General features: G+C 73.3%; 26 protein-coding genes and 1 pseudogene. 14 read left to right on the top strand and 13 right to left on the bottom strand.

Annotated features, from left to right (window positions below; translation table 11 throughout):
• Positions 1 to 15: 15 nt before the first annotated feature.
• Positions 16 to 1,449 carry an MFS transporter gene (locus ACFY7C_RS08740; RefSeq protein WP_389645768.1) on the bottom strand — a complete coding sequence of 478 codons (1,434 nt, stop codon included), beginning with the start codon at positions 1,447 to 1,449 and terminating at the stop codon, positions 16 to 18.
• Between the two features lie 124 nt (positions 1,450 to 1,573).
• Here ACFY7C_RS08740 and ACFY7C_RS08735 point away from each other — a divergent pair, with 124 nt between their 5' ends.
• The 3 genes and pseudogenes from ACFY7C_RS08735 to recX all read left to right on the top strand — a co-directional run.
• A complete protein-coding gene (locus ACFY7C_RS08735; RefSeq protein WP_389646092.1) occupies positions 1,574 to 2,203 on the top strand; it encodes a helix-turn-helix domain-containing protein in 630 nt (209 codons plus the stop codon).
• A 199-nt stretch (positions 2,204 to 2,402) separates the two neighbouring features.
• Positions 2,403 to 3,545: a recombinase RecA gene (gene recA, locus ACFY7C_RS08730; RefSeq protein WP_389645766.1), complete on the top strand. Its 1,143-nt coding sequence runs from the start codon at positions 2,403 to 2,405 to the stop codon at positions 3,543 to 3,545.
• A pseudogene (gene recX, locus ACFY7C_RS08725) lies at positions 3,478 to 4,116 on the top strand (recombination regulator RecX); the annotation flags it as partial. The gene recA and the pseudogene recX, both read left to right, overlap by 68 nt.
• Here recX and ACFY7C_RS08720 read toward each other — a convergent pair.
• The 8 genes from ACFY7C_RS08720 to ACFY7C_RS08685 form a co-directional block, all read right to left on the bottom strand.
• Complete coding sequence (locus ACFY7C_RS08720; RefSeq protein ID WP_389645764.1) at positions 4,113 to 4,589, bottom strand: rhodanese-like domain-containing protein; 477 nt, start codon at positions 4,587 to 4,589, stop codon at positions 4,113 to 4,115. The pseudogene recX and the gene ACFY7C_RS08720 overlap by 4 nt on opposite strands.
• Complete coding sequence (locus ACFY7C_RS08715) at positions 4,586 to 5,161, bottom strand: cysteine dioxygenase (RefSeq protein WP_389645762.1); 576 nt, start codon at positions 5,159 to 5,161, stop codon at positions 4,586 to 4,588. Before ACFY7C_RS08715 ends, ACFY7C_RS08720 begins: the two co-directional genes overlap by 4 nt.
• A gap of 70 nt (positions 5,162 to 5,231) precedes the next feature.
• Positions 5,232 to 5,303, bottom strand: a complete 72-nt coding sequence (locus ACFY7C_RS08710) for a putative leader peptide (RefSeq protein WP_309544753.1) — start codon at positions 5,301 to 5,303, stop codon at positions 5,232 to 5,234.
• 58 nt (positions 5,304 to 5,361) lie between these two features.
• The gene (locus tag ACFY7C_RS08705; protein WP_389645759.1) at positions 5,362 to 7,131 is read right to left on the bottom strand and encodes an FAD-dependent monooxygenase; all 1,770 of its coding nucleotides are present in this window, start codon (positions 7,129 to 7,131) and stop codon (positions 5,362 to 5,364) included.
• A gap of 169 nt (positions 7,132 to 7,300) precedes the next feature.
• The gene (locus tag ACFY7C_RS08700) at positions 7,301 to 8,224 is read right to left on the bottom strand and encodes an amino acid ABC transporter permease (protein ID WP_389645756.1); all 924 of its coding nucleotides are present in this window, start codon (positions 8,222 to 8,224) and stop codon (positions 7,301 to 7,303) included.
• Positions 8,221 to 8,868, bottom strand: coding sequence for an amino acid ABC transporter permease (locus tag ACFY7C_RS08695; RefSeq protein ID WP_389645753.1), 648 nt, complete (start codon positions 8,866 to 8,868; stop codon positions 8,221 to 8,223). The genes ACFY7C_RS08700 and ACFY7C_RS08695 overlap by 4 nt, the downstream gene beginning before the upstream one ends.
• Before the next feature lie 131 nt (positions 8,869 to 8,999).
• On the bottom strand, positions 9,000 to 9,917 hold the full coding sequence (locus ACFY7C_RS08690; protein ID WP_389645750.1) for a glutamate ABC transporter substrate-binding protein: 918 nt from the start codon (positions 9,915 to 9,917) through the stop codon (positions 9,000 to 9,002).
• Between the two features lie 129 nt (positions 9,918 to 10,046).
• A complete protein-coding gene (locus ACFY7C_RS08685) occupies positions 10,047 to 10,832 on the bottom strand; it encodes an amino acid ABC transporter ATP-binding protein (protein WP_389645747.1) in 786 nt (261 codons plus the stop codon).
• A 354-nt stretch (positions 10,833 to 11,186) separates the two neighbouring features.
• On the opposite strand from ACFY7C_RS08685, the gene ACFY7C_RS08680 reads away from it, so the two are divergent.
• Both ACFY7C_RS08680 and ACFY7C_RS08675 read left to right on the top strand, forming a co-directional pair.
• Complete coding sequence (locus ACFY7C_RS08680) at positions 11,187 to 11,891, top strand: response regulator transcription factor (RefSeq protein ID WP_389645744.1); 705 nt, start codon at positions 11,187 to 11,189, stop codon at positions 11,889 to 11,891.
• Positions 11,892 to 11,909: 18 nt separating this feature from the next.
• Entirely contained in the window at positions 11,910 to 13,400 is a 1,491-nt protein-coding gene (locus ACFY7C_RS08675) for an ATP-binding protein (RefSeq protein WP_389645741.1), read from the top strand.
• On the opposite strand, the gene ACFY7C_RS08670 is transcribed toward ACFY7C_RS08675, so the two are convergent.
• A complete protein-coding gene (locus ACFY7C_RS08670; protein ID WP_389645738.1) occupies positions 13,379 to 14,377 on the bottom strand; it encodes a TAXI family TRAP transporter solute-binding subunit in 999 nt (332 codons plus the stop codon). The genes ACFY7C_RS08675 and ACFY7C_RS08670 overlap by 22 nt on opposite strands.
• Positions 14,378 to 14,441: 64 nt before the next feature.
• Positions 14,442 to 15,386 carry a LysR substrate-binding domain-containing protein gene (locus tag ACFY7C_RS08665; RefSeq protein ID WP_389645735.1) on the bottom strand — a complete coding sequence of 315 codons (945 nt, stop codon included), beginning with the start codon at positions 15,384 to 15,386 and terminating at the stop codon, positions 14,442 to 14,444.
• A gap of 197 nt (positions 15,387 to 15,583) precedes the next feature.
• Between ACFY7C_RS08665 and ACFY7C_RS08660 the strand changes: the two genes are divergently transcribed.
• Genes ACFY7C_RS08660 through ACFY7C_RS08635 form a run of 6 tightly spaced genes read left to right on the top strand, consistent with a single transcriptional unit; the run spans position 15,584 to position 21,311 of the window.
• Entirely contained in the window at positions 15,584 to 16,885 is a 1,302-nt protein-coding gene (locus ACFY7C_RS08660) for a four-carbon acid sugar kinase family protein (protein ID WP_389645732.1), read from the top strand.
• A complete protein-coding gene (pdxA, locus tag ACFY7C_RS08655; RefSeq protein ID WP_389645729.1) occupies positions 16,882 to 17,913 on the top strand; it encodes a 4-hydroxythreonine-4-phosphate dehydrogenase PdxA in 1,032 nt (343 codons plus the stop codon). The genes ACFY7C_RS08660 and pdxA overlap by 4 nt, the downstream gene beginning before the upstream one ends.
• Before the next feature lie 9 nt (positions 17,914 to 17,922).
• On the top strand, positions 17,923 to 18,636 hold the full coding sequence (locus ACFY7C_RS08650; protein WP_389645726.1) for a HisA/HisF-related TIM barrel protein: 714 nt from the start codon (positions 17,923 to 17,925) through the stop codon (positions 18,634 to 18,636).
• Positions 18,633 to 20,168 (top strand): tRNA (N6-isopentenyl adenosine(37)-C2)-methylthiotransferase MiaB, encoded by a 1,536-nt coding sequence (gene miaB / locus ACFY7C_RS08645; RefSeq protein WP_389645723.1) that lies wholly within the window; start codon positions 18,633 to 18,635, stop codon positions 20,166 to 20,168. The genes ACFY7C_RS08650 and miaB overlap by 4 nt, the downstream gene beginning before the upstream one ends.
• A 50-nt stretch (positions 20,169 to 20,218) precedes the next feature.
• Positions 20,219 to 20,593, top strand: coding sequence for a hypothetical protein (locus ACFY7C_RS08640; RefSeq protein WP_389645721.1), 375 nt, complete (start codon positions 20,219 to 20,221; stop codon positions 20,591 to 20,593).
• Between the two features lie 10 nt (positions 20,594 to 20,603).
• Positions 20,604 to 21,311, top strand: coding sequence for a class III extradiol dioxygenase subunit B-like domain-containing protein (locus tag ACFY7C_RS08635; RefSeq protein WP_389645718.1), 708 nt, complete (start codon positions 20,604 to 20,606; stop codon positions 21,309 to 21,311).
• A gap of 116 nt (positions 21,312 to 21,427) precedes the next feature.
• Here ACFY7C_RS08635 and ACFY7C_RS08630 read toward each other — a convergent pair whose 3' ends face one another.
• Together ACFY7C_RS08630 and ACFY7C_RS08625 are read right to left on the bottom strand one after the other, a co-directional pair.
• The gene (locus ACFY7C_RS08630; protein ID WP_389645716.1) at positions 21,428 to 21,712 is read right to left on the bottom strand and encodes an antitoxin; all 285 of its coding nucleotides are present in this window, start codon (positions 21,710 to 21,712) and stop codon (positions 21,428 to 21,430) included.
• 94 nt (positions 21,713 to 21,806) lie between these two features.
• Positions 21,807 to 22,073 (bottom strand): hypothetical protein, encoded by a 267-nt coding sequence (locus ACFY7C_RS08625; RefSeq protein ID WP_389645713.1) that lies wholly within the window; start codon positions 22,071 to 22,073, stop codon positions 21,807 to 21,809.
• A 169-nt stretch (positions 22,074 to 22,242) separates the two neighbouring features.
• Here ACFY7C_RS08625 and miaA point away from each other — a divergent pair, with 169 nt between their 5' ends.
• From miaA to dapF, 3 genes are all read left to right on the top strand, one after another.
• A complete protein-coding gene (gene miaA / locus ACFY7C_RS08620; protein WP_389645711.1) occupies positions 22,243 to 23,181 on the top strand; it encodes a tRNA (adenosine(37)-N6)-dimethylallyltransferase MiaA in 939 nt (312 codons plus the stop codon).
• A 108-nt stretch (positions 23,182 to 23,289) separates the two neighbouring features.
• Complete coding sequence (locus tag ACFY7C_RS08615; RefSeq protein WP_389646088.1) at positions 23,290 to 23,754, top strand: hypothetical protein; 465 nt, start codon at positions 23,290 to 23,292, stop codon at positions 23,752 to 23,754.
• Between the two features lie 375 nt (positions 23,755 to 24,129).
• Complete coding sequence (gene dapF / locus ACFY7C_RS08610) at positions 24,130 to 25,008, top strand: diaminopimelate epimerase (RefSeq protein WP_389645708.1); 879 nt, start codon at positions 24,130 to 24,132, stop codon at positions 25,006 to 25,008.
• Positions 25,009 to 25,198 lie beyond the last annotated feature (190 nt).

Raw genomic sequence — 25,198 nt, 5'->3', positions numbered from 1 at the left:
GCGGGCCCTCTTCCGTCACGCCGACCCGGGCGAGTTCGTGCGGGAGGCGCGGGCCACGAGGAGGAGGAAGAGGCCGCAGCAGGATACGAGGAGCCAGCCGGGCCTCGCCGCCTCGGCCAGGAGGCCGGGGGGCGTGTGAGCGACCAGGGCTCCGGCGGCGGCGATGCCGAGGGCGGCGCCGAGCTGGCGCGCGGTGGAGGTGATGGCTCCGGCCACGCCGGCGCGGGCGGGCGGCAGGCCGGAGACCGCGGTGTTGGTGAGGGGGGCGTTGGCGAAGCCGAAGCCGATGCCGATGAGCAGGTACGTCGTCAGGAGCTGTGGGAGGCCGGTGTCCTGGTCGAGGTTCACGAGGCACAGGCCGCCCGCGGCGGTGAAGGCGCCGGCGAGGAGGAGCGGGCGGCGCGGTCCGACGCGGCCGACCAGGCTGCCGGCCCAGGGCGCGCAGAGCGTGGCCCCGAGGGCCATCGGGAGAGTCGCCGCGCCCGCCGCGAGCGGGGTCCAGCCGCGGGAGTGCTGGAGGTAGAGCGTGGTGAGCAGGAGGCTGACGTTCAGCGCGACGAACACCGCGACGGCCCCGAGCACCGCCATCGTGAAGGCGGGGCGCCGGAAGAGGCCGAGGTCCATGAGGGGTTCGGGCCGGTGCAGCTCCACCCGGACGAAGGCGGCCGTCGCCGCGACGGCCACGGCGTAGCCGGTCAGGGCGAGGGGCGAGGCCCAGCCGAGACGGGGCGCCTCGATGAGGACGGCGACCGTGACGGCCAGCGCCAGGGTGAGGAGGACCTGGCCGCCCAGGTCGAGGCGGCGGGCACGCTGCCCGCGAGACTCGGGTACGAAGACGGCGACGAGGACGAGGGCGGCGCCGATGACGGGGGCGTTGACCCAGAACACCGACCGCCATCCGAACGCCTCGATCAGGGCGCCGCCGGTGACCGGGCCCGCCGCCATGCTGAGCCCGAAGACCGAGGCCCATATGCCGATCGCGCGGGCGCGCTCCCGTGGGTCGGGCATGGCGTTCACCACGATCGCCAGGGCCACGGGGCTCAGCATGGAGGCCCCGACGCCCTGGACGGCCCGTGCCGCGACGAGGAGGCCGAGCGACGGCGCCAGGGCGCAGGCCAGGGACGCGACGCCGAAGACGAGGAGGCCGAGCCGGAAGATCCGGCGGCGTCCGAAGCGGTCGGCGAGCGCGCCGGAGACGACGAGGAAGCCGGCCAGGACCACGGTGTAGGCGTCGACGATCCATTCCAGGCCGCGCGTGTCCGCGCCCAGGCCGCGCCCGATCTCGGGCAGACCCACGTTGACGATGGTGGTGTCCAGGCCCACGAGGAACATGCTCAGGGCGCAGACGGCCAGGATCGTCCATCTCCGGCGTGGGCTGAGGGGTTCGTCGGCCGGGGGCACTGCGGTGGTGGCCGGTGTGGCTGCTGGGGTGGCTGCGGGGGTGCTCATGAGGTGTGCGCCTTCTGTCATCGTGCGTGCCGGATCCTCTGTCCGCTGTCCGTCATGCTCGAAGCCGCCGGACGCGACGGCCCAGCGCTTTTGCGGAGACCGCAAAATGGAGCTCATGGAGCCCATGGACGCTGCCCACGACCCCGGACCCGCCCCGGCCCCTGCTTCCGGTCCCGCTTCCGACGTCGCGGAGATCCTCGACGGGATCGGGCCCCGGTTGCGGGCGCTGCGGCGCGACCGGGGGCTCACCCTCGAGGCCCTCGCCGCCGACACCGGGATCTCGCTGAGCACCCTCTCGCGCCTCGAATCGGGCAAGCGGCGCCCGACGCTCGACCTGCTCATCCCGCTCGCGCGGGCGCACCGCGTGGCCCTGGACCAGCTGGTGGCGGCGCCCGCCACCGGAGACCCCCGCGTCCACCTGCGCCCCCGGCGCGGGAGGCGCGGCAGCGTGCTCGTGCCGCTGACGCAGTACCCGGGCCGGGTCCAGGTCTTCAAGCAGGTGCTGGCGCACCGCGAGCCGAAGCTGGTGACCCACGCCGGATACGAGTGGCTGTACGTGCTCGCTGGCACGCTCCGCCTCGTGCTCGGCACGCGGGAGTACACGCTCCGTCCCGGGGAGATCGCCGAGTTCGACACCGCCGAGCCGCACTGGTTCGGACCCGCCGGGAAGGAGGCCGTGGAGATCCTGCACCTGTTCGGCCCGCGGGGCGATCAGGCCGTCGTCCGCACCGGACCGCCGACCGCCACGACGTGATCCGTGGCCCGGCGCGCCCGGCGTGGTGCGCTTGACACGGAAATCGAACATCCATTCTTATGGGATGGCCAGGCCTTGGAACCACGGGGTTGTCGCCGAGTTATCCACAGGTCGGAGGGGACGCCGGGGCCCATTGTCAGTGGCAGGGGTTAGCGTCTTTCACATGAAGCGATCGACTCAAGCAAACCGGGTGGAACCCATGGCAGGAACCGACCGCGAGAAGGCGCTCGACGCCGCGCTCGCACAGATTGAACGGCAGTTCGGCAAGGGTGCCGTCATGCGCATGGGCGAGCGCTCGAGGGAGCCGATCGAGGTCATCCCGACCGGGTCGACCGCCCTCGACGTCGCGCTCGGCGTCGGCGGCCTGCCCCGCGGCCGTGTCGTGGAGATCTACGGACCGGAGTCCTCCGGCAAGACGACCCTGACCCTGCACGCCGTCGCCAACGCGCAGAAGGCCGGCGGCCAGGTCGCCTTCGTGGACGCCGAGCACGCCCTCGACCCCGAGTACGCCCGCAAGCTGGGCGTCGACATCGACAACCTCATCCTGTCCCAGCCGGACAACGGTGAGCAGGCCCTCGAGATCGTCGACATGCTGGTCCGCTCCGGCGCCCTCGACCTGATCGTCATCGACTCCGTCGCCGCGCTCGTCCCGCGCGCGGAGATCGAGGGCGAGATGGGCGACTCGCACGTCGGTCTCCAGGCCCGCCTGATGAGCCAGGCCCTGCGGAAGATCACCAGCGCGCTCAACCAGTCCAAGACCACCGCGATCTTCATCAACCAGCTCCGCGAGAAGATCGGCGTGATGTTCGGCTCGCCGGAGACCACGACCGGTGGCCGCGCCCTGAAGTTCTACGCCTCGGTGCGCATCGACATCCGCCGCATCGAGACCCTGAAGGACGGCACCGAGGCGGTCGGCAACCGCACCCGCTGCAAGGTCGTCAAGAACAAGGTCGCGCCCCCCTTCAAGCAGGCCGAGTTCGACATCCTCTACGGCCAGGGCATCAGCCGCGAGGGCGGCCTGATCGACATGGGCGTGGAGCACGGCTTCGTCCGCAAGGCCGGCGCCTGGTACACGTACGAGGGCGACCAGCTGGGCCAGGGCAAGGAGAACGCCCGCAACTTCCTGAAGGACAACCCCGACCTCGCCAACGAGATCGAGAAGAAGATCAAGGAGAAGCTGGGCGTCGGCGTCCGGCCCGAGGAGCCCTCGGTCGAGCCGGCGGCGGACGCGGCGAGCGCCACGGGCGCCACGGACACGGCGGCCGTGGACGAGGCGGCCAAGTCCGTCCCGGCCCCGGCCAAGGCCGCCAAGGCGACCAAGGCCACCGCGGCCAAGAGCTGAACCGGTGACCGGTCGCACCGAATGGCCGGACGACAGCCCCGACTCGTCGAGGGCCGAGAAGGAGCTGTCGTCCCAGGATCCGGGTGAGCGGGCGCGGGCGATCTGCCTGCGCCTGCTCACCGGGACCCCCCGCACCCGCAAGCAGCTCGCCGACGCCCTGCGCAAGCGGGAGATCCCGGACGAGGTCGCCGACGAGGTGCTCTCCCGGTTCGAGGACGTCGGGCTCATCGACGACGCCGCCTTCGCCGGTGCCTGGGTCGAGTCCCGCCACCACGGCCGGGGCCTCGCCCGCCGGGCGCTCGCCCGCGAGCTGCGGACCAAGGGGGTCGACGCCACCGTGATCCAGGAAGCGGTCGAGCGGCTGGACTCCGACCAGGAGGAGTCCCGCGCCCGCGAGCTCGTCGACCGCAAGCTGCGCGCCACCCGGGGCCTCGACCGCGACCGGCGGCTGCGCAGACTCGCCGGCATGCTCGCCCGCAAGGGATACCCCGAGGGCATGGCCCTGCGGGTGGTCCGCCAGGCCCTGGCGGAGGAGGGCGAGGACACCGAGGGCCTGGAGGAGCCCTTCTAGCCGCCCGCCGGCCCCGGTTCGGTCCCCGCCCCCGGTCCGGCTCCCGCCCCCGGCGCCGGCAGCAGGACCGGAAGGCCGGCTGCCCGCCAGGCCTGGAAGCCGCCGATCACGTCCGTCGCGCGGTGCAGGCCCAGCCGGCGCAGGGAGGCGGCGGCGAGTGAGGAGGCGTAGCCCTCGTTGCAGAGCACCACGACCCGTAGATCGTGGCTGTCCGCCTGGGGAGCGCGATGGCTGCCCAGGGGGTCGAGCCGCCACTCCAGCTCGTTGCGTTCCACGACCAGCGCGCCCGGGATCAGGCCGTCCCGCTCGCGCAGGGCGGCGTAGCGGGTGTCGACCAGCAGGGCGTCACCCGCCTGGTAGGCCTCGTACGCGGTCCGGGCGTCGATCCGGTCGAGACCGGCCCGCACCCGCTCCAACAACGCGTCGATGCCCACGCGTTCACCGACGTTCCCACCGCTGTGCTCGTCACTCACTGCCAGTCCTCCGGGCGCTCGACCTGCTCGAGACGGAGCACCGCGCCCGTGCGGCTGAAGCGCCGGATCAGCGGGAGCGGCGGATAGTAGGCGTGCACCGAGATCGCGTGCTCGGCGCGCGACTCGTTGAGCACCTCGTGCACATGGTGCCGGCCGAAGGCGCGGCCCCGGCCGGCCGGGAGCTCCCGGCCGCGGTCGACACCGTCGGCCAGCTCCAGGGTCCTCCAGCCGCTCGCCGGGAGCCGTACCGCGAGGGAGTTCTCCCGCAGGGTGCCGCGCGCGGTGGCGAAGGCGCCGAGCGACTCGGCGTGGTCGTGCCACCCCGTCCCCGTGCCGGGCGGCCAGCCGATGAGCCAGGCCTCACTGCCGCCCGGGCCGTCGAGCCGTACCCAGGTACGGCCCTCGGGATCCAGGGGCAGCGAGGCGATCAGTGCGGTGTCGGCGGCCGTACGGCGGACGAAGTCCAGCAGATCGGCCTCCGTGGGAGAGGCCGGGGAAGCGGGGGAGCTGGGTGGGGCAGGGGAGGAGGCGGAGCCGGAAGCGGGCGTGAGGGTGTGCTGCGTCTGGGGCACGGATGACCGTCCTGAAGGTTCGCGAAAGAGCGCACGGCGAAGCGCGCGCTGGGAAGAGGGGGAGGCGAATTCAGCAGGACGGGCGACACACGCAGCCCGCGTAGCGGACGAGGTCCATATGGACCCTCCGCCACAGGCGCACATCGGTGTCGGTCACGCTCCGGAGTACACCACGGACGCCGGGGACGGTCAATCGACCCTCACGTGACGTCCGCGGCCGCGTCCTCGGTCACCGACTTCGTCGGCACCGGCACCGACTTCGGCACCGACTCGGACCCCGCCTCCGCCTCCGACTCGGCCTTCTCGGTCTTCGCCTCCCGGGCCGGCCCCCGCCCCGACTGCGACTCCGCCTCCCGATCCGACTCCGGCGACGCCTCCCCGCCCCGTACCGCGTCCGCCGCCGCGTGCAGTTCCTCCGGCCGCACCCCGGCGAAGGCCGCGGCCAGATGGCCGTCCGGGCGGACGAGCAGCACCGCGTGGGCCGGGGCGCCGGGGTAGGCCTCGGTCACCAGGAGCTCGGCCGGCGCCGGCAGCCCGTCCACGGCCTCGGCCAGCCGCGGCATCACCCCCGCGCTCACCCAGTGCCGCCGGTCCCACACCCCGGTGCCCGGGGCGACGAGCAGCACCAGGAGCCGGCCCCGGCCGAGCCGGTCCCGCAGCCGTACGGTCGTGCCGTCGGGGGCCGTCACCCGGACGTCGTCGACCGGCGCGCCGTCCGGCGTGGCCACCGGGATCCGGCCCTCGGACGGCTCCGGCGCCAACGGGGAGTGCGGGAACGCGGGCAGCGCGCCCAGCGGGCCGCGCCCCAGGTGCCCGTCGGTCAGCAGGGCGTCATGGCCCCGCCCGCCGCCCGCCAGATAGGTGCGCAGACCCCCGCCGCCGCGCAGCACGGGCAGCACCTGGTCGGCCGCGCGCAGCAGCCCGGCGACGGCCGAGCGGCGCTCGCTCTGGTAGCTGTCGAGGAGGGCGGCCGGGGCGTCTCGGTGGTGCCAGGCGTAGGCCAGCTTCCAGGCCAGGTTGTCGATGTCCCGCAGTCCCTCGTCGAGCCCCTGGGTGCCGACCGCGCCCAGCAGGTGCGCCGCGTCGCCGGCGAGGAAGACCCGGTCCACCCGCCAGCGCCGGGCGAGCCGGTGGTGCACGGTGTGGACGCCGGTGTCGATCAGGTCGTACGGCGGGGTCGAGCCCTCGCACCACCCGGCCAGGGTGTCGCGGATGCGGGAGACGAGCGCGTCGGGGGTGACCAGTTCGCCGCGCGGCGGCAGCAGCCAGTCGATCCGCCACACCCCGTCGGGCAGCGGCCGTGCCGCGATCTCCTCGCCGGCGCCCCGCCACGGCGGCTGACGGTGCAGCAGGGCCTCGCCCGCCCAGGGGAGTTCGGTGCGCAGCGCCGCGACCGCGTGCCGTTCCACCGCCGTACGCCCGGGGAAGCGGACGCCGAGCAGCTTGCGGACGGTCGAGCGGGCGCCGTCGCAGCCGACGAGATGACTGCCGCGCCACCAGGTGCCGTCCGGACCACGGGTGTGGGCGCTGACGCCGTGGGCGTCCTGCTCGACGGTGTCGACCCGGGAGTCGGTGACCAGGGTGATGAGGTCCTGGCGCGCGATGGCGTCGCGCAGCCCGCGGGCCAGGGCGTGCTGCGGGATGTGGAGCGGGGCGGCCGGGACCGCGCCACCGCTCTCCGCGCCGGCGTCGCGGGCCAGGCCCAGGTCGAGCGGGACGTGCCGCATCTGCTGGCGGCGGCGCATCGAGCGCCAGCCGACCCAGCGGACCCCTTCGTCACGCAGCGTGGCGCAGCCGAGGCGCTCCACCAGGGCGGCCATGTCCGCGCGCAGCACGACGGTACGGGCGGGGCGCGGCTCCTCCTTGCCCGCGCTCTCGTCGAGGACGACGCTGGGCACGTCCTGGGCGGCCAGGGCGAGGGAGAGCGCGAGGCCGACCGGCCCCGCGCCCACGATGATCACCGGGTCCACGGCGCGGCTCCTGAGGGCGTGCGAGGCCGTACGGTCATGCGGGAAGCACAGCGGAGTGTGGCGCGGGCCCGGAGCTTGATCACAGAACGTATGCAACCGACTGGGGGTGCGTGCGTCAAGTGACGGGGGCAGCGGCGTCGCCACTGCCCCCGGATGATGTCACATGCCGTCAGTTCTTCGTGATACCAGGGCCGTCACCGCCGCCGGCGGTCCCGGCGGCCCCGCCCGCCTGACCCGCCTCGGCGCCGAGCGCGACGGCCTGCGCGTCGGTGTCGGAGACGAGGACACCGGTCTTCGAGCGGCGGCCGCGCTTCTCGATCCAGGTGGCGAGCGCGGACAGCGCCAGACACAGCGCGATGTAGATGAGGCCGAAGACCACGATCACGGAGACGTACGGGTACGAGCCGTTGACCAGCGTGTTGGAGGCGATCAGACGGGCCGAGTAGAGCAGCTCGGGGTAGAGGATGACGAAGCCGAACGAGGTGTCCTTGAGGGTCACCACCAGCTGGCTGATGATCGTGGGCAGCATGGCCCGGACCGCCTGCGGCAGCAGGACGGTGGTCATCACCTGGGTCTTGGTCATGCCGAGCGCGTACGCGGCCTCGCGCTGTCCGCGCGGCACGGAGTTGACGCCGGCGCGCAGCACCTCGGCCTGGACGCAGCCGTTGTAGATCGACAGGCCGATCGCCAGCGCCCACATCGAGTAGTCGGTGAGGAAGGCGACCCACACCGCGTAGATGGTGATCAGCAGCGGCAGGGAGCGGAAGACCTCGATGAAGGCGGTGGCCGGCCAGCTGATCGCCTTGTGGTCGGAGAGCCGGGCGACGGCCAGCAGCACACCGAGCACGAGGGAGCCGACGGCGGCGAGGGCGAAGGCCTTCAGCGTGGCGAGCAGGGCGTCGGCGATGTTCTGCCGGATGCCCGCGTAGTTGAAGATGTCCCACATCTCGGGGGCGAGGTGCCCCTTGTCGCTCAGCCGCAGCACGCTGACCACGAGCAGGGCGACGATGACGAGGCTGCCGACGACGGCGTAGATCCGGTTGCGGATCCGGGCCTTGGGGCCGGGGGCGTCGAAGAGAACGCTGGCGCTCATCGGGCGACCTCCATGTTGCGCTCGAGGAGACGGAAGAGTCCGCTGATGGCGAAGGTGACGACGAGGTAGGCGACGGCGACCCAGCAGAAGATCGGGAGGATCGCGTAGCCCTGCTCGCTCATCAGCGTCTGCCAGCCGAAGAGTTCGGTGACGCTGAAGGCGCCGGCGATGGCCGAGTTCTTGGTCAGGGCGATGAAGATCGAGCTGAGCGGCGGCAGCACCGTGCGGGTGGCCTGCGGCAGCACGATCAGACGCAGCGTCTGCGAGAAGGTCAGGCCGAGCGAGCGGGCGGCCTCGGCCTGGCCCAGCGGCACCGTGCTGATGCCGGAGCGGACCGCCTCGCAGACGAAGGAGGAGGTGTAGAAGCCGAGCGCCAGCGAGGCGAGCACGAAGGGGCTCATGCCCGGGAAGAGGATCTCCGGGACGACGAAGAAGAAGACCAGGAAGAGCAGCGTCAGCGGGGTGTTGCGCAGCAGCGTCACCCACGCCGTGCCGAAGAAGCGCAGCGGCGGCACGGGGGAGACGCGGAAGCCGGCGATGACGATGCCGAGCACCAGGGCGATGACCGAGCTGACGGCGGTGATCGACACGGTTCCTATGAATCCGTTGCGGAACTCCGCGAAATGGTCGAGCAGTACGTTCATGAGGACTCCGCGTCGGCAGTCGGCGGCGGGCTTGCGTGCGGCTGGGCGGCAGGCTTACGGGCAGGGGGCGGGGCGCCCCGTAGCACGGTCGGCGTACGGGGCGCTCACGCGAGGGAGATCCGGGGAGCGGATCAGTAGCGGACGACCGCCGGCGGCTCGGTGTAGTCCGAGCCGGAGAGGCCGAGGGTGGCCTCGTAGATCTTCTTGTAGGTGCCGTCACCCACGTACTTGACGAGGATGTCGTTCACCTTGTCGCGGAGGACCTTGTCCTCCTTGTTCAGGCCGACGCCGTACGGCTCCTTGGTGAACGGCTTGCCGACGACCTTGAGCTTGCCGGCGTTGGCGGCGGCGTAGCCCTTGAGGATGGAGTCGTCGGTGGTGACGGCGTCGACCTGCTTGGTCAGCAGCTGCTGGACGCAGTCGGAGTACTTGCCGAGCTCGACGGTCTCCGCGCCGTACTGCGGCTTCTTGATCTCCTGGAGCGGGGTCGAGCCGGTGATCGAGCAGACCTTCTTGCCCTTGACGGACTCCGGGCCGGTGATCGAGGTCTCGTCCTTGCGGACCAGGAGGTCGGCGCCGGCCTGGTAGTACGGGCCGGCGAAGCCGACCTGCGCCTTGCGCTTGTCGTTGATCGTGTAGGTGCCGACGTAGTAGTCGACCTGGCCGGTGGAGATCGCGGTCTCGCGCAGCTTGGAGTCGACCGTCTTCCACTCGATCTGGTCCTCCGAGAAGCCCAGGTCGGCGGCGATCATCTTGGCGATCTCGATGTCGAAGCCGGAGCGCTTCTTGGTGGCCTGGTCCTCGAAGCCGAGGTACGGCTGGTCGGCCTTGGAGCCGATGATCAGCTTGCCGCGCTCCTTGGCCTTCTTGAAGGTCGGCGAGTTCAGGTCGACACCGGTCGCGACGGTGTACGTGGGGAGCTTGGGGGCGCTGGCGTCACCGGGCTTCGTGGCGGGCTTGTCGCCGGCCGAGCCCTCCTTGCCGCCACAGGCGGTCGCGGTCAGCGCGAGCACGGCAACGGCCACGGCCGCGGTCTTGCGGAGCTTCATCGTGAACATCCCTCAGGGTCGTGGGTAGTTGATCGTCAGTGTGCAGCACGTCGGCTGTGGCGACTAAGGAGTTGTCGCGGTACGGCGCCGGGCGTACGGAGTCGGGGACGCCGCACGGACGGCGTGACGTCAGTGGTGCAGGATCTTCGACAGGAAGTCCTTGGCGCGGTCACTGCGCGGGTTGCTGAAGAACTCGTCGGGCGTGGCCTGCTCCACGATCCGCCCGTCCGCCATGAAGACCACGCGGTTGGCGGCGGAGCGGGCGAAGCCCATCTCGTGGGTGACGACCACCATCGTCATGCCGTCCCGGGCCAGCTGCTGCATGACCTCCAGGACCTCGTTGATCATCTCCGGGTCGAGCGCCGAGGTCGGCTCGTCGAACAGGATGACCTTCGGGTCCATCGCGAGCGCGCGGGCGATCGCCACGCGCTGCTGCTGACCGCCGGACAGCTGGGCGGGGTACTTGTCGGCCTGCGTGCCCACCCCGACCCGGTCCAGGAGGGCGCGGGCCTTGGCCTCCGCCGCCTTCTTCTCGGTCCTGCGGACCTTGACCTGACCCAGCATCACGTTCTCGAGCACCGTCTTGTGCGCGAAGAGGTTGAAGGACTGGAAGACCATGCCGACGTCGGAACGCAGCCGCGCCAGCTCCTTGCCCTCCTGGGGCAGGGGCTTCCCGTCGATGGTGATGCTGCCGGAGTCGATCGTCTCCAGGCGGTTGATCGTGCGGCACAACGTCGACTTGCCCGACCCGGACGGCCCGATGACCACCACGACCTCGCCGCGGTGGATCGTCAGGTCGATGTCCTGGAGCACGTGCAGCGCGCCGAAGTGCTTGTTCACGTCGGACAGCACGACCAGGTCGTCCGTGGCCGGCACGGCGTCCTCCGAACCCTTGGTCACTGACACTCCGCTCATCGGCATCTCGCTCCGTCCTGCTCGGTTGGGGAGGACACTAGAGACCGGGTGCGAGGAGCGTCATCACATCTGAGCGAAGTTTGAGGATAACGATCCGGTCGCAAACGGACACTCTGGGTGAACGGGCGACCGATGCCGTACCGGGTGGATAACGGAAACGTGGGGGTGACGGGGGGACACTTGACTGTGAGCGTGACCATCGGCGTTCATGCCCTGGTACACAGGTGGTCACGCACGCGCCGCGGAATTCGCATCGGACACCGCGCGACCACCACGAACACCCCGCGGACAGCCCGCGGACCCTCCGCGGACGACCCGCGGACGCGCCATCACGAGAGATCACGGAGGAGGGCCATGAGACTGCTGCTCGTCGAGGACGACGACCACGTCGCCGCCGCGCTCTCCGCGATCCTCGCCCGGCACGGCTTCACCGTCACCCACGCCCGCAACGGTGAGGAGGCGCTCCAGGCCGTGCTGCCCGCCGCCCACGGCGAGCGACCCTCGTACGGAGTGATCCTGCTCGACCTCGGCCTGCCCGACCAGGACGGCTACCAGGTCTGCGGACGCATCCGAAAGCTCACCACCACCCCCGTGATCATGGTGACCGCGCGCGCCGACGTCCGCTCCCGGATCCACGGCCTCAACCTCGGCGCCGACGACTACGTCGTCAAGCCCTACGACACCGGTGAGCTGCTGGCCCGCATCCACGCCGTCAGCCGGCGCAGCGCCGCCGGCGACGAGCAGTCCGGCTCCGGCGAGGACAGCACCCTGCGCCTCGGCACCGTCACCATCGAGCTGCCCACCCGCCGGGTCAGCGTCGACGGCGACGCCGTCCCCCTCACCCGCAAGGAGTTCGACCTCCTCGCCCTGCTCGCCCAGCGGCCCGGCGTGGTCTTCCGCCGCGAGCAGATCATCAGCGAGGTCTGGCGCACCAACTGGGAGGGCACCGGCCGCACCCTGGAGGTCCATGTGGCCTCGCTGCGCTCCAAGTTGCGGATGCCCGCCCTGATCGAGACCGTGCGGGGCGTCGGCTACCGCCTGGTCGCGCCCACCGCGTAGAGCGAGGCCCGCCCGCCCGTGCGCACCCGACTCCTCCCGCTCCTGATCGTCCTGATGGCCGGCGTGCTGCTCGCCCTCGGCTTCCCGCTGGCCGCCAGCACCGCCGCCTCGGAGCAGCAGCGGGTGGTGGTCGACCGGCTCGACGACGCCGCCCGCTTCGCCGCCCTCGCCCAGTTCGTCGAGGAGAGCAGCTTCGGCCCCGACGAACGGCGCTCCACCCTCAGCGGCGAGCTCGCCAGCTACCACGACGTCTACGGCATCCGCGCCGGCATCTTCTTCCGCGACAACCAGGCCATGGCCGCCGCCCCCGAGGACTGGGTCGTCCCGTACGAGGGGGAGGGCCGGCGCGCCTTCAACGAGGCCCTGCTCGGCCGCCGCAGCCACGACCCGCCGCAGGTCTGGCCCTGGCAGGCGCACGCCCGGCTCACCATCGCCTCCCCGGTCGTCCGGGACGGCGACGTCGTCGCCGTCGTCGTCACCGACTCGCCCACCGGGCAGCTCCGCTCCCGCATCCTGCGCGACTGGCTGCTGATCTTCGCCGGCGAGGCCGCCGCCATGCTGCTCGCCGTCGGCGCCGCCTTCCGGCTCACCGGCTGGGTGCTGCGACCGGTGCGGGTCCTCGACGCCGTCACCCACGACATCGCCACCGGCCGGATGAAGTCCCGCGTCGCCGCCGCCGGCGGCCCGCCCGAACTACGGCGCCTCGCCCGCTCGTTCAACGAGATGGCCGACAACGTCGAGGACGTCCTGGAACAGCAGCGGGCCTTCGTCGCCGACGCCTCCCACCAGCTGCGCAACCCGCTCGCCGCGCTGCTGCTGCGGATCGAGCTGCTCGCCCTCGAACTGCCCGAGGGCAACGAGGAGATCGCCTCCGTCCGCACCGAGGGCAAGCGGCTCGCCCAGGTCCTCGACGACCTGCTCGACCTCGCCCTCGCCGAGCACACCGCCGCCGACCTGCGGCTGACCGACATCGGCGCGCTCACCGCCGAGCGGGTGGCCTCCTGGCGGCCGGTCGCCGACGACAAGGGCGTGGCGATCGTCGCCGACACCGCCGCCGTCACCGCCTGGGCGGACCCGGTGGCGCTGTCCAGCGCGCTCGACGCGGTGATCGACAACGCCCTGAAGTTCACCCCGGCGGGCGAGGACGTCACCGTGGGCGTCGGTCTGACCCCGGGCGGCCGGACCGTCGCCGTGGAAGTCGCCGACCACGGCCCCGGCCTCACGGACGAGGAACTGGAGCGGGTCGGCGACCGCTTCTGGCGCTCGAACCGGCACCAGAACGTCAAGGGCTCGGGCCTCGGCCTGTCCATCGCCCGCGTCCTCCTCGGAGCGGGCGGCGGCACCATCGCGTACGCCCGGAACGAGCCGCACGGCCTCAAGGTGACCGTCACCGTCCCCCGGGACGACCCCCGCACCGCCGGGGACGGCCCCGGGGCCACCGGCGACGGCCCCCGGGGCGCGCGCTCGGGTGAGGGTCAGGGGCAGGGTCAGGGCTTCACGGAGCGGTAGTAGCGCCGGGCGCCCTCGTGCAGGGGCAGCGGATCGGTGTAGATCGCCGTCCGCAGGTCCACCAGCTGGGCCGGGTGGACCTGGCCGCCGATCCGGTCCCGGCTGGCGATCACCGTACGGGTGAACCCCTCCACCAGGTCCGGATCGGCGGCGTCCGTGGTGACCAGGATGTTCGCCACCGCCAGGGTGTCCACGGCGTTGCCGTCCTGGGCCAGGCTGTAGGCGTCGGCCGGGATCGTCGCCGAGCGGTAGTGGCGGGTGGACTCGCCCACGTCGTGCAGGCTCTCGACCAGGGGCTCGTCCAGCGCCACCAGCCGGATCGGCAGCCGCACGGACAGGTCCTGGACGGCCGCGGTGGGCAGACCGCCCGACCAGAAGAAGGCGTCCAGTCGGCGCCGCTCCAGGAGCTCCGGCATGGTGTCGATGCCGGCCGAGACGGGGACGATGTCGACGTCCGGGGTCAGCCCGGCCGCCGCGAGCACCCGGTCGGCGATCAGCCGCACGCCCGAACCGGCCTGGCCGACGCCGACGCGCCGCCCCCGGAGATCGGCCACCGACTGCACGGTCGAGCCCTTGGGGACGACCAGCTGGACGTAGTCGTCGTAGAGCCGGGCGCAGCCGCGCAGCCGCTCGAAGCCGGGCCTGCGGTCCCGCTGGTACTGGGCCACCGCGTCCGCCGTCGCCACCGTGAAGTCGGCCTCGCCGGAGGCGAGCCGGGCGAGGTTCTGCTGCGAGCCCTCGCTGTTCTTCAGCGTTATCGAGACGTCCGGCAGATCGCGGGCGAGGGCCTGCCGGAGCAGCTCGCCGTACTTCTGGTAGACGCCCGTGGGCACCCCGGTGCTGAAGGTGACATGCCCGCTGGGCGCCTTCGCACCGAACGGAACCAGCCACCACACCAGGACCCCGGCCAGCACCAGGAGCGCCGTCGAGACCTGGAGGACGCGGCGGCGGGCGATGCGGGAGAGTGCGGCGGGCATGGCGCGATCCTGCCAGCTCGTCGACGGTCCTGGCCAGGGCGGAGAGGCAGGAGGGACGTCCTGGTCAGCCGACGGGGGCAGGCCGTACGGCGAGGGCGGGCGGCGGGGTCAGGGCCGCCGTCCGCGCCCGCAGCCAGCCGAGCAGCGCGGCGATCCGGGCGTCCCGCTCCGGCGGACGCGGACTGAGCAGCCCGTAGCCCGTGCCGTCCGCGACGAACCCGTACGGGGCGGCCAGCCGGCCCCCTACGAGGTCGTCATGGACCAGGGCGTACGGTCCGACGGCGACGCCCATGCCCGCGACGGCCGCCTGGAGCGCAAGGTAGAAGTGCTCGAAGGTCTGCTGCGGGGCGCTGCCCGTGGTGGCGGTGACCGATGAGGGCACGGTGTGTCCGGTCAGGCGCCGCCAGTCGTCCCAGGCGGCCGGCCGGGTGCCCGTGTGCAGCAGGGTGACGCCCTCGTAGCCGTCGGTCGCCAGCCGCTCGGCGAGCTCGGGGCGGCAGACCGGGCCGATCCACTCCGCGAAGAGCGGCACCCGGCTCACCCCCTCGGGCACCGGGAAGTCGTCCCGGCGCAGCGCCACGTCCACCGTGTCCCGCGCGAAGTCCGGCGGGCCGCCGCCCGCCGACAGGTGCACGGTCAGCTCGGGGTGCCGTGCCGCGAGCTCGGGCAGCCGCGGGATGAGCCAGCGCATCAGGAGCGTGGGCTCGCAGGACAGGGCGAGCGGTCCCCCCGGTCCCCGGCCCGAGATTTCCTCAGCCGCCGCCTCGATCAGGTCGAGCGCCTCCCGGACGGCCGCGGCGAGGCGCCGGGCCTGTGCAGTGGGCCGCAGGGAGCGCGTCCCGCGCTCGAACAGGGAGGTCCCGAGGGCCTTCTCCAGGTTCTGCACCTGGCGGCTGACCGCGCCGTGCGTGACGTGGAGCTCCCGGGCGGCGGCGGTCATGCTCGCGTGGCGCACGGCGGCCTCGAAGGGGAGCAGGGTGGTGAGCGGGGGGAGGGAGGGCCTGGGCATGAGGGAAAACCTAGTGTGAGCCGTCGTCACAGGTGGGGTGAGAAGGAATCGCTTGTCCTGCGGGTTCGCGGGAGGTGAGGGTTGATCCCGTCACACGGCTCACACGACGGCGTATCGCCTCGCGGGCCGGATCACACGCCACGCGCCCGCCGTCACCCGTCCACCCGTCGACCCATCACCGAGGGGCCCAGCCAGCGATGCCGCCATCCACCGTCGTCGTCCTCGCCGACGACCTCACCAGCGCCGCCGACGGCGCCGCCCCCTTCCGCAGGAACGGCCACCGCGCCCTCGTCCTCTTCGCTCCCGAGGGCGCCGCCCGCGACTCCGGGGTCACCGCCGTCGACCTCGGCACCCGGCTCCTGGGCGAGCAGGAAGCCGCCGCCCGGACGCGCGAGGCGGCAGCCGCGTACGCCGACGCGGAACTCCTGATCAAGACGGTCGACTCGACCCTGCGCGGCCATGTGGCCGCCGAGCTGCGCGCCGCACTCGCCGGATCCGGCCGCCGCACCGCGATCCTGGCCCCCGCCTTCCCGGCCGAGGGCCGTACGACGGTGGGGGGCGTGCAGTACGTCGGGGGTGTACGGGTCGACGCGAGCGACTTCGCCCGCGACCCGGCCCACCCGGTCCACTCCGCCGACCTCGCCCGCCTCCTCCCCGAGGCCGTCGTCCTGGACCCGGTCGGGGGCCCGGCCCCGGTTTCCGGCCCGGCTTCCGCCGCGGCGGCCGACCCGGGCCTCGCCTCCCCGTGCGACTCCGGCCCGGCTCGTACCGCCGGCCCGGCTCGTACGCTCGGGTCGCACCCCGTCCCCGCCCCGCCGCCGGCCTTCCGCCCGGACTCGGCCTCGGGCCCCGGCGGCGACCCCGGCCCGTTCGCGGAACTGCCGCGACTGGTCGACGCCGGCGGGATCCTCGTCTGTTCGGCGACCACCGACGCCGACCTCGACGCCGTCGTCGCCGCCGTCCCCCGCCCCCAGGACGTCCTGTGGGTCGGCTCCCCGGGGCTCGCCGACGCGCTGGCGCGCCGTCACGCCCGGCGCCCCGCCGACCCCCGTCCCGGACTCCCCGCCGTACGCCGCCCGCTGACCGTCGTCGGCAGCGCCAACCCCGTGAGCCGCCGCCAGCTCGCCGCCCTGCGCGCCCGGCCCACCGGCTCCCGGCCGCCCGTCGCCGCGCTCCACACCCCGGAGGAACGCGCCGCCGACCCCGCCGACGCCGCCGCGCTGATCCGCCGGCTCGCCGAGGAGACGCGGCAGCGGACGGAGGACGGTCTCGCGGACGGACTCGTCCTCACCGGCGGGGAGACCGCCGCCGCCGTCCTCGGCGCGCTCGGCGGCACCGGCATCGAGCTGTACGACGAGCCCGAGCCAGGCATCGCCCGCGGCATCCTGCACGGCGCCGAAGCCCCCCGCCTCCCCGTGCTCGTCAAGGCCGGGGGCTTCGGCGACGACGGCGCCCTCGTCCGCCTCCACGCCCTCGTCGCGGCGGGCGGTGACCGGTGAACGGCCGCCTCCCCATCGCCGTCACCATGGGCGACCCCCACGGCATCGGCCCCGAGATCACCGTCAAGGCCTGCGCCGACCCGCGCCGCCGCTCCCCGGTCGTCGTCATCGGCGACCCCGGCACCCTCGAACGTGCCTGCCGCACCACCGGCACCCGCCTCCGGGTCCGCACCGTGCCGGCCACCGCCGAGGCGGAAGGCGCCGGGCGTGCCGCCCTCCGCCTCCAGGACGCCGGACGCACCCCCGGAGTCCTGGACGTCCTCCCGGCAGGCCCCGCACTCCCCGCCGACCTCCCCCTCGGCACCGTCACCGCCGAGGCGGGCGCGGCCTCCTTCGCGTACGTCCGCCGAGGCGTCGAACTCGCCCTCGCGGGCCGGGTACGGGCCCTCACCACCGCCCCGATCCACAAGGAGGCCCTGCGCCTCGTCGGAGTGCCGCACCCCGGCCACACCGAGATCCTGGCCGAGCTCTCCGGCACCCGCCGCTACGCGATGATGATGGCCAACGACGAACTGCGGACGGTCCTCGTCACCGTCCACCAGTCGCTGCGCACCGCGATCGACGCGCTCACCGTCGACCGGGAACTCGACACCATCCGGCTCACCCACCGCGCGCTGCGCGCCACCCCGGCGACCCGCCCCCGGATCGCCGTCGCCGCCCTCAACCCGCACGCCGGCGAGAACGGCCTCTTCGGCCGCGAGGACCTCGACGTCATCGCCCCCGCCGTGCGCGCCGCCCGCGCGGAGGGCATCGACGCGAGCGGGCCCTGGCCCGCCGACACCGTCTTCATGCGGGCCCGGGCCGGGGAGTTCGACGCCGTCGTCGCCCAGTACCACGACCAGGGGCTCATCCCGGTCAAGTACCTCGGCCTGGAGCACGGCGTGAACATCACCCTCGGCCTGCCGTTCGTCCGCACCAGCGTCGATCACGGCACCGCCTTCGACCTCGCCGGCACCGGCACCGCCGACCACACCAGCCTGCTCACCGCCCTGCGCCACGCCGACGAGCTGGCCCCCGACACCCCGTAGGACACCGCCATGGACTTCGTCTTCATGCTCACCCGCGACGACCGGACCGTCACCGACTGCCTCCACGTCCTCGACTCGGTCCGCGACCTCGGCATCACCCACATCGGCTTCAAGGACGTCGGCGTCGACACCGCGACCCTGCGCCGGCTCCACGAGCAGATCAAGGAGCTCGGCGCCACCAGTCACCTGGAGGTCGTCTCCACCGACCGCGACCAGGCACTCGACTCCGTACGGACGGCCGTCGACCTCGGCGTCGACTGGCTGCTCGGCGGCACCTGGATCGAGGAGACCCTCGCCCTGCTCGCCGGCACCGGCATCCGCTACCTGCCCTTCGCCGGCGAGCCGACGGGCCACCCGACCCGCCTTGCCGGCACCCCCGCCCGTATCGCCGAGGACTGCCGGCGGGCCGAGGCCGCCGGCTGCGCGGGCGTCGACCTGCTCGCGCACCGCGCCACCGAGGCCGACCCGCTCGACCTGGTCCGCGCGGCCCGTGCCGCCACCGCGGGCCGGCTCGTCGTCGCGGGTTCGCTGAGCACGCCCGCCCAGATCCACGCCCTCGCCGAGGCCGGGGCGGACGCCTTCACCGTCGGCTCCGCGGCCTTCGCGGGCGCCGTACGCCCCGACGCCGGCAGCCTCGCGGCCCAGCTCACGGCGGTCCTGGAGGCGAGCGACGGCCCGAGCCAGTCCGGGCAGCCCCGCGACCCCCTTACCCTTGTCAGGTGACCAGCAGCAAAGACGGGACCGGAGCCGTGGCCGAGCAGGACGTCGTGACGCGAACCTACGAAGTGCGCACCTACGGGTGTCAGATGAACGTCCACGACTCCGAGCGGCTCTCCGGCCTCCTGGAGGACGCGGGCTACGTGCGGGCGCCCGAGGGCGCCGACGGCGACGCCGACGTCGTGGTCTTCAACACCTGCGCGGTCCGTGAGAACGCCGACAACAAGCTCTACGGCAACCTCGGCCACCTCGCGCCGAAGAAGGCCGCCCGGCCCGGCATGCAGATCGCCGTCGGCGGCTGCCTGGCCCAGAAGGACCGCGACACCATCGTCAAGCGGGCCCCCTGGGTCGACGTGGTCTTCGGCACGCACAACATCGGCAAGCTGCCGGTCCTCCTGGAGCGCGCCCGCGTCCAGGAGGAGGCCCAGGTCGAGATCGCGGAGTCCCTGGAGGCCTTCCCCTCGACCCTGCCGACCCGCAGGGAGTCCGCCTACGCCGCGTGGGTCTCCATCTCCGTCGGCTGCAACAACACCTGCACCTTCTGCATCGTCCCGGCGCTGCGCGGCAAGGAGGAGGACCGCCGTCCCGGCGACATCCTCGCCGAGATCGAGGCGCTGGTCGCCGAGGGCGTCTCCGAGATCACCCTGCTCGGCCAGAACGTCAACGCCTACGGCTCCGACCTGGGCGACCGCGAGGCCTTCAGCAAGCTGCTGCGGGCCTGCGGCGAGATCGAGGGCCTGGAGCGGGTCCGCTTCACCTCCCCGCACCCGCGCGACTTCACCGACGACGTCATCGCGGCCATGGCCGAGACGCCGAACGTGATGCCGCAGCTGCACATGCCGCTGCAGTCGGGCTCGGACACGATCCTCAAGGCGATGCGCCGCTCGTACCGGCAGGAGCGTTTCCTCGGGATCATCGAGAAGGTGCGCGCCGCCATCCCGCACGCCGCCATCTCCACCGACATCATCGTGGGCTTCCCGGGCGAGACCGAGGAGGACTTCGAACAGACCATGCACGTCGTGCGCGAGGCCCGCTTCGCGAACGCCTTCACCTTCCAGTACTCCAAGCGCCCCGGCACCCCGGCGGCCACCATGGAGGGCCAGATCCCCAAGGAGGTCGTGCAGGCGCGTTACGAGCGCCTCGTCGCCCTCCAGGAGGAGATCTCCTGGGAGGAGAACAAGAAGCAGGTCGGCCGCACCCTCGAGGTCATGGTCGCCGAGGGCGAGGGCCGCAAGGACGGCGAGACCCACCGCCTGTCCGGCCGTGCCCCCGACAACCGGCTCGTGCACTTCACCAAGCCCGACGAGGACGTCCGGCCCGGCGACGTGGTGACCGTCGAGATCACCTACGCCGCCCCGCACCACCTGCTCGCCGAGGGCCCGACCACCTCCGTGCGCCGCACCCGCGCGGGCGACGCCTGGGAGAAGCGCACCGCCGCGGCGGCCGCGAAGCCGGCCGGTGTGCTGCTCGGACTGCCGAAGATCGGCGTCCCGGAGCCGCTGCCGGTCGCGGACGCGCCGGCCTGCGGAAGCCACTGACAGGAACCGACAACAGGACACCGGCAACAGGAAGCCGAACGGGGGGACGCATGGGGACGTGGGCCGTCATAGCCCAGTACGGGTCCGGGGAGAACTACCGGACCCGGGTGGTCGGAGAGGTGACCGGCACCAGGGAGCAGGCGCGGGAAGCGCTGTGGAAGGCGGCCCAGACCTTCCGCGAGCCGGTGCGGGAGAAGCGCCGCCGGGTCTACCGCCTCGGTGACGGCGACAGCTGTCTCGTCCGGGTCAACGGGATGATGTCCGAGACGTACAGCGTCCTGAGCCTGGCCGAGCTGGTCCACGACTCCGCGGACCCCTCCGCCGGAGCCGCCGAGCTGTTCACCGAGGCCGCCGGGCCCTTCGGCCCAGCCGCCGACGCCTCCGCCGGAGCCGCCGCCCCGGAGGACGCGCCGCCCGCGCAGTAGGCTGCGGATCATGCTTGTCGCCGCAGCCGTCTGCCCCTGCCCCCCGCTGCTCGTGCCCGCCGTCGCGGCCGGTGCCGCGTCCGAGCTCGCCGACGCGCGCACGGCCTGTTCCGACGCGCTCGGTGTGCTGGCCGCCTCCCGGCCCGACCGGCTCGTGGTGGTCGGTCCGGCGGGGGAAGGCGCGCGGGGCGTCCACCCGGCCGGCACGGCCGGCTCCTTCGCCGGATTCGGCGTCGACCTGACCGTACGGCTCGGCAGCGGGCCCGGCGGCGACCGGCCGCTGCCCGCCTCGCTCGCCGTGGCCGCCTGGCTCCTGGAGCACACGCGGTGGGCCGACGCGCCCGTCGAGGGCCTGGGGGTCGACGAGTCCCTGGAGCCCGCCCGCTGCGCCGCGACCGGCCGGGAGATCGGCGCCTCGGCGGAGCGGGTCGCCCTGCTCGTGATGGGCGACGGCAGCGCCTGCCGCATGGTGAAGGCCCCCGGTTACCTGGACGAGCGGGCCGAGGGATTCGACGCCGAGGCCGCCCGTGCCCTCGGCGCGGCGGATCCGGCGGCACTGCTCGCCCTGGACCCGGGCCTGGCGCACGAGCTGAAGGCGGCCGGCCGGGCGCCCTGGCAGGTGCTCGCGGGCGCCGCCGAGGGCGCCGGCCTGGAAGGCCGGCTGCTCTACGAGGACGCTCCGTACGGCGTCGGCTACGTCGTCGCCGCCTGGAGCTGAGCGACGGGAGCCGAGGGAAACGGCGGACGGCCGCGGAGCGCGTTGCTCCGCGGCCGTCCGCCGTTTCGAAGGGACCGTGGGGGCCCGTGGGGACCGTGAAGGACACCGGGCGTCTGTCAGGCGGCCGGCGGCGGCGAGGCGGGCGGAGGCGACGGCGGCGAGGCCGGGGGCGGCGGAGGGGGCGTGCCCTCGTCCTTGTGGGCCAGCCGCTCGATGGCGCCCTTGGCCTTGCCCGTACCGGACTCGATCTTGTCGCTGTACTTGCCCTTGGTCTTCTCGTCGACCATCCGCGCGGCCTTGTCCAGGCCGTGCTCCACCTTGTCCCCGTGTTCCTTGGCGAGGTCGGAGACCTTCTCCTTGGCGGGGCCGAGCTTGGCCTTCAGTGAATCCAGGAGACCCATGGGGTCACCATCCCTCCGACGGACCTCGGGGGCCCGTTCCGTTCCGTTGCGTAACCGAACGCTTCCGTGCCTGTGCCTTTGGCTGTGCCTGTGGCTATGCGCGGGCGCCTTCGCCGGCCTCGTTGTCCGCGGCCTCCTCCGCCGACTGCTGCTTGGGGATCTCCACGCTCTCGGCCTTGACCGCCGCGTCGGCGGCCTCGGCCGTCTCGGCGGCGTCGGTGGTCCCGGCGGTCCCCGTGGCCTCGGCGGCCTCGGTGGTCGCCGGGGTCTCCGTGGTTCCGGGGAGGGTCCCCGACTCCGCGACCTCCGCTGCCTCCGACGCCTCCGCCGCACCGGCGGTGGCCTCCTGCTCCTCCGTCACGGCCGCCGTCTCGACGGCTTCCTTACTCTTCCGGCGAAACAATGCGAAAACGCCCATATCTGCTCCTAGCGTACTCAGGGTCGGAATTCCGCAACAGGCAACGAAGTCGGACGAGGGCCGTCACGTAGCTCATTCGGGGACGCGCCGTGAGGTTTGCGAGACTGGGGAAGTGAGAAGTGCAGCTCCCGCCCCGCGGGTCATCGCCGTCGTCGGTCCCACAGCGGCCGGAAAGTCCGATCTGGGTGTTTTCCTCGCCCAGCAGCTGGGCGGCGAGGTCGTCAACGCCGACTCGATGCAGCTCTACCGAGGGATGGACATCGGCACCGCCAAACTGACGCTGGAGGAGCGCGGCGGCGTGCCGCACCACCTCCTCGACATCTGGGACGTGACCGAGGCGGCCAGCGTCGCCGAGTACCAGCGCCTCGCCCGCGCCGAGATCGACCGGCTGCTCGCCGAGGGCCGCACCCCGGTCCTCGTCGGTGGCTCCGGCCTGTACGTACGGGGTGCCATCGACGTCCTGGACTTCCCCGGCACCGACCCGGAGGTACGGGCCCGCCTGGAGGCCGAGCTGGAGGAGCGCGGCTCCGGCGTCCTGCACGCCCGGCTCGCCGCCGCCGACCCGGAGGCCGCCCGCGCGATCCTGCCCAGCAACGGCCGGCGCATCGTCCGGGCCCTGGAGGTCATCGAGATCACCGGCAAGCCGTTCACGGCCAACCTCCCCGGTCACGACTCCGTCTACGACACCGTGCAGATCGGCGTCGACGTCGCCCGCCCCGAGCTCGACGAACGCATCGCCACCCGGGTGGACCGCATGTGGGAAGCCGGACTGGTCGACGAGGTCCGCGCCCTGGAGGCGCGCGGCCTGCGCGAGGGGCGCACGGCGGCCCGCGCGCTCGGCTACCAGCAGGTGCTCGCGGCGCTCGCGGGGGAGTGCACCGAGGACGAGGCCCGCGCCGAGACGGTGCGCGCCACCAAGCGCTTCGCGCGCCGTCAGGACTCCTGGTTCCGGCGTGATCCCCGCGTCCACTGGCTCAGCGGAGCCGTCGCGGACCGCGGGGAACTCCCGCGACAGGCGCTGACGTTGGTCGAACGAGCGGTTACAGCCTGATCACGTCATGGCATCGGGACGTCATGCCCGTCATTCAGGGGGTCGGTGGCGTGCCATCATCGAGCATCGATCGACCAAGTGGAGTCCGAGTTGGGAGGGCGCGTGGCGATGGAGGCCGGCCCTCGCGACACCGAGCAGCAGGCCGCCGTCCGGGGTGAAAACCCCGGTGAGGCGCCCGGACTGAGCCCGGACGGCCCTGACGAGGCCGAGGGCAGCGCCGTCGAGGTGGACGCGGCGGAAGTCGAGGTGGAACTGCGCCCGCAGCGCCGCCTGCGGATCTGGCAGCTCGCCCCCATCGTCGGGCTCGCCGCCGTCGGCTCCCTGATGTTCGCCTTCCCGCTCGCCTTCGGCTCGGGCGACGGCGGCGCCGTCGTCGCCATGCTGGGCCTGCTGATCAGCTGCTGCGCGGCCGGCTGGGGCATGATGGCCGCCCGCCGGGTGGGCCACACCTGGCCCGGCCTGCCCGCCCGCGGCTCCGGCGAGCGCCCGGACTGGCGCGTCCTCGCCCTGTACGTGTCGCTCAGCGCCCTCCTGGTCGCCCTCGCGGTCTGGCGCGTGGCCCGCCTCCGCTGACCCGCCACCTGGCGGACCCGCTCCCGTACGACCACCGCACGGGCTGCCGGACCGGCTCCGTACCGCCTCGTCGTACGAGCTGTCGGCCCCGCTTCCGTGTGACCGGCAGCCGGGCTGTCGGACCCGGCTCCGTACCCGGCTCGCCGCACGAGCCGTCGGCCCCCGCTTCCGTACGGCCACCGCACGGTCTGCCGGACCCGGCTCCGTACGACCACCGGTCGGACCGTCGGGCGCGCTCCACGTGCCGCCGCCGGTAGCTGCCGCCGGACCACTCGCGTACCGCTCCACGGGGCCGCCACGCCCCGCGCCCCCGGCGCCGTACCGCTCCCTGGACCGTCAGGCCCGCTGTCCTATGGGACCCGTACAGTTGATCCCGTGACCAACGCGCAGACCTCGCCCCTCGCCTTCCTCAAGGGCCACGGCACCGAGAACGACTTCGTCATCGTCCCCGACGCCGACAACGCCCTCGACCTGCCTCCCGCCCTCGTGGCCCGGCTGTGCGACCGCCGGGCCGGCATCGGGGGCGACGGCGTGCTGCACGTGGTGCGCAGCGCCGCCCACCCCGAGGCGCGGTCGATGGCCGACGAGGCCGAGTGGTTCATGGACTACCGCAACGCGGACGGCTCCGTCGCCGAGATGTGCGGCAACGGCGTGCGGGTCTTCGCCCGCTACCTCCAGCACGCCGGGCACGTCACGGCCGGCCGGGTCGCCGTCGCCACCCGCGGCGGAATCAAGCGCGTCCACCTCGACAAGGACGGCTCGGTCACCGTCCGCATGGGCCGTGCCGCGCTCCCCGAGGCCGGCGTCACCGTCACCGTCGACGGCCGCAGCTGGCCCGCCCGCAACGTGAACATGGGCAACCCGCACGCGGTCGCCTTCGTCGACGACCTAGACCACGCCGGCACCCTGTACGACGAGCCGCCGTACGAGCCGGCCGAGGTCTACCCGACCGGCGTCAACATCGAGTTCGTCGTCGACCGCGGCCCCCGCCACGTCGCCATGCGCGTCCACGAGCGCGGCGCCGCCGAGACCCGCTCCTGCGGCACGGGCGCCTGCGCCGTCGCCGTCGCCACCGCCCGCCGGGACGGCGTCGACCCCGCCGAGACCGGCACCCCCGTCACGTACACCGTCGACGTCCTCGGCGGCAGGCTCGTCATCACCGAGCACCCCGACGGCGAGATCGAGATGACCGGCCCCGCCGAGATCGTCGCCGAGGGCACCGTCGAGCCGTCGTGGCTCGACCCGTCCGCCTGAGGCACGGCCGCCCGGCCCCTCCGCCCTCGTCCCGCACCCGGGATTCGAAACGGTCGACGACCGATCCATCCCTCGAATGGGTGATCCGGTTCACGCTCGGCGAGAGCGCGACTGCGCCACGTGGTGGGGTCGGTAGCATCAAGCACCGGCCCACCGGGCATGCCTGCCCGGTCCCGCCGGTCGACGCCGC

It is taken from the genome of Streptomyces sp. NPDC012769 (genome assembly GCF_042901205.1).
Lineage (GTDB): Bacteria > Actinomycetota > Actinomycetes > Streptomycetales > Streptomycetaceae > Streptomyces.
Note: the sequence above shows the minus strand (reverse complement) of the source record. Positions and strands in the feature narration are given on the sequence as shown.

Excerpts from the sequence above, each read along its gene's own strand:
- ACFY7C_RS08740 (WP_389645768.1), bottom strand. The coding sequence starts at position 1,449 with ATGAGCACCCCCGCAGCCACCCCAGCAGCCACACCGGCCACCACCGCA.
- ACFY7C_RS08735 (WP_389646092.1), top strand. The coding sequence starts at position 1,574 with ATGGACGCTGCCCACGACCCCGGACCCGCCCCGGCCCCTGCTTCCGGT.
- recA (WP_389645766.1), top strand. The coding sequence starts at position 2,403 with ATGGCAGGAACCGACCGCGAGAAGGCGCTCGACGCCGCGCTCGCACAG.
- ACFY7C_RS08700 (WP_389645756.1), bottom strand. The coding sequence starts at position 8,224 with ATGAGCGCCAGCGTTCTCTTCGACGCCCCCGGCCCCAAGGCCCGGATC.
- ACFY7C_RS08695 (WP_389645753.1), bottom strand. The coding sequence starts at position 8,868 with ATGAACGTACTGCTCGACCATTTCGCGGAGTTCCGCAACGGATTCATA.
- ACFY7C_RS08690 (WP_389645750.1), bottom strand. The coding sequence starts at position 9,917 with ATGAAGCTCCGCAAGACCGCGGCCGTGGCCGTTGCCGTGCTCGCGCTG.
- ACFY7C_RS08685 (WP_389645747.1), bottom strand. The coding sequence starts at position 10,832 with ATGAGCGGAGTGTCAGTGACCAAGGGTTCGGAGGACGCCGTGCCGGCC.
- ACFY7C_RS08680 (WP_389645744.1), top strand. The coding sequence starts at position 11,187 with ATGAGACTGCTGCTCGTCGAGGACGACGACCACGTCGCCGCCGCGCTC.
- ACFY7C_RS08670 (WP_389645738.1), bottom strand. The coding sequence starts at position 14,377 with ATGCCCGCCGCACTCTCCCGCATCGCCCGCCGCCGCGTCCTCCAGGTC.
- ACFY7C_RS08665 (WP_389645735.1), bottom strand. The coding sequence starts at position 15,386 with ATGCCCAGGCCCTCCCTCCCCCCGCTCACCACCCTGCTCCCCTTCGAG.
- ACFY7C_RS08660 (WP_389645732.1), top strand. The coding sequence starts at position 15,584 with ATGCCGCCATCCACCGTCGTCGTCCTCGCCGACGACCTCACCAGCGCC.
- ACFY7C_RS08650 (WP_389645726.1), top strand. The coding sequence starts at position 17,923 with ATGGACTTCGTCTTCATGCTCACCCGCGACGACCGGACCGTCACCGAC.
- ACFY7C_RS08640 (WP_389645721.1), top strand. The coding sequence starts at position 20,219 with ATGGGGACGTGGGCCGTCATAGCCCAGTACGGGTCCGGGGAGAACTAC.
- ACFY7C_RS08635 (WP_389645718.1), top strand. The coding sequence starts at position 20,604 with ATGCTTGTCGCCGCAGCCGTCTGCCCCTGCCCCCCGCTGCTCGTGCCC.
- ACFY7C_RS08630 (WP_389645716.1), bottom strand. The coding sequence starts at position 21,712 with ATGGGTCTCCTGGATTCACTGAAGGCCAAGCTCGGCCCCGCCAAGGAG.
- ACFY7C_RS08615 (WP_389646088.1), top strand. The coding sequence starts at position 23,290 with ATGGAGGCCGGCCCTCGCGACACCGAGCAGCAGGCCGCCGTCCGGGGT.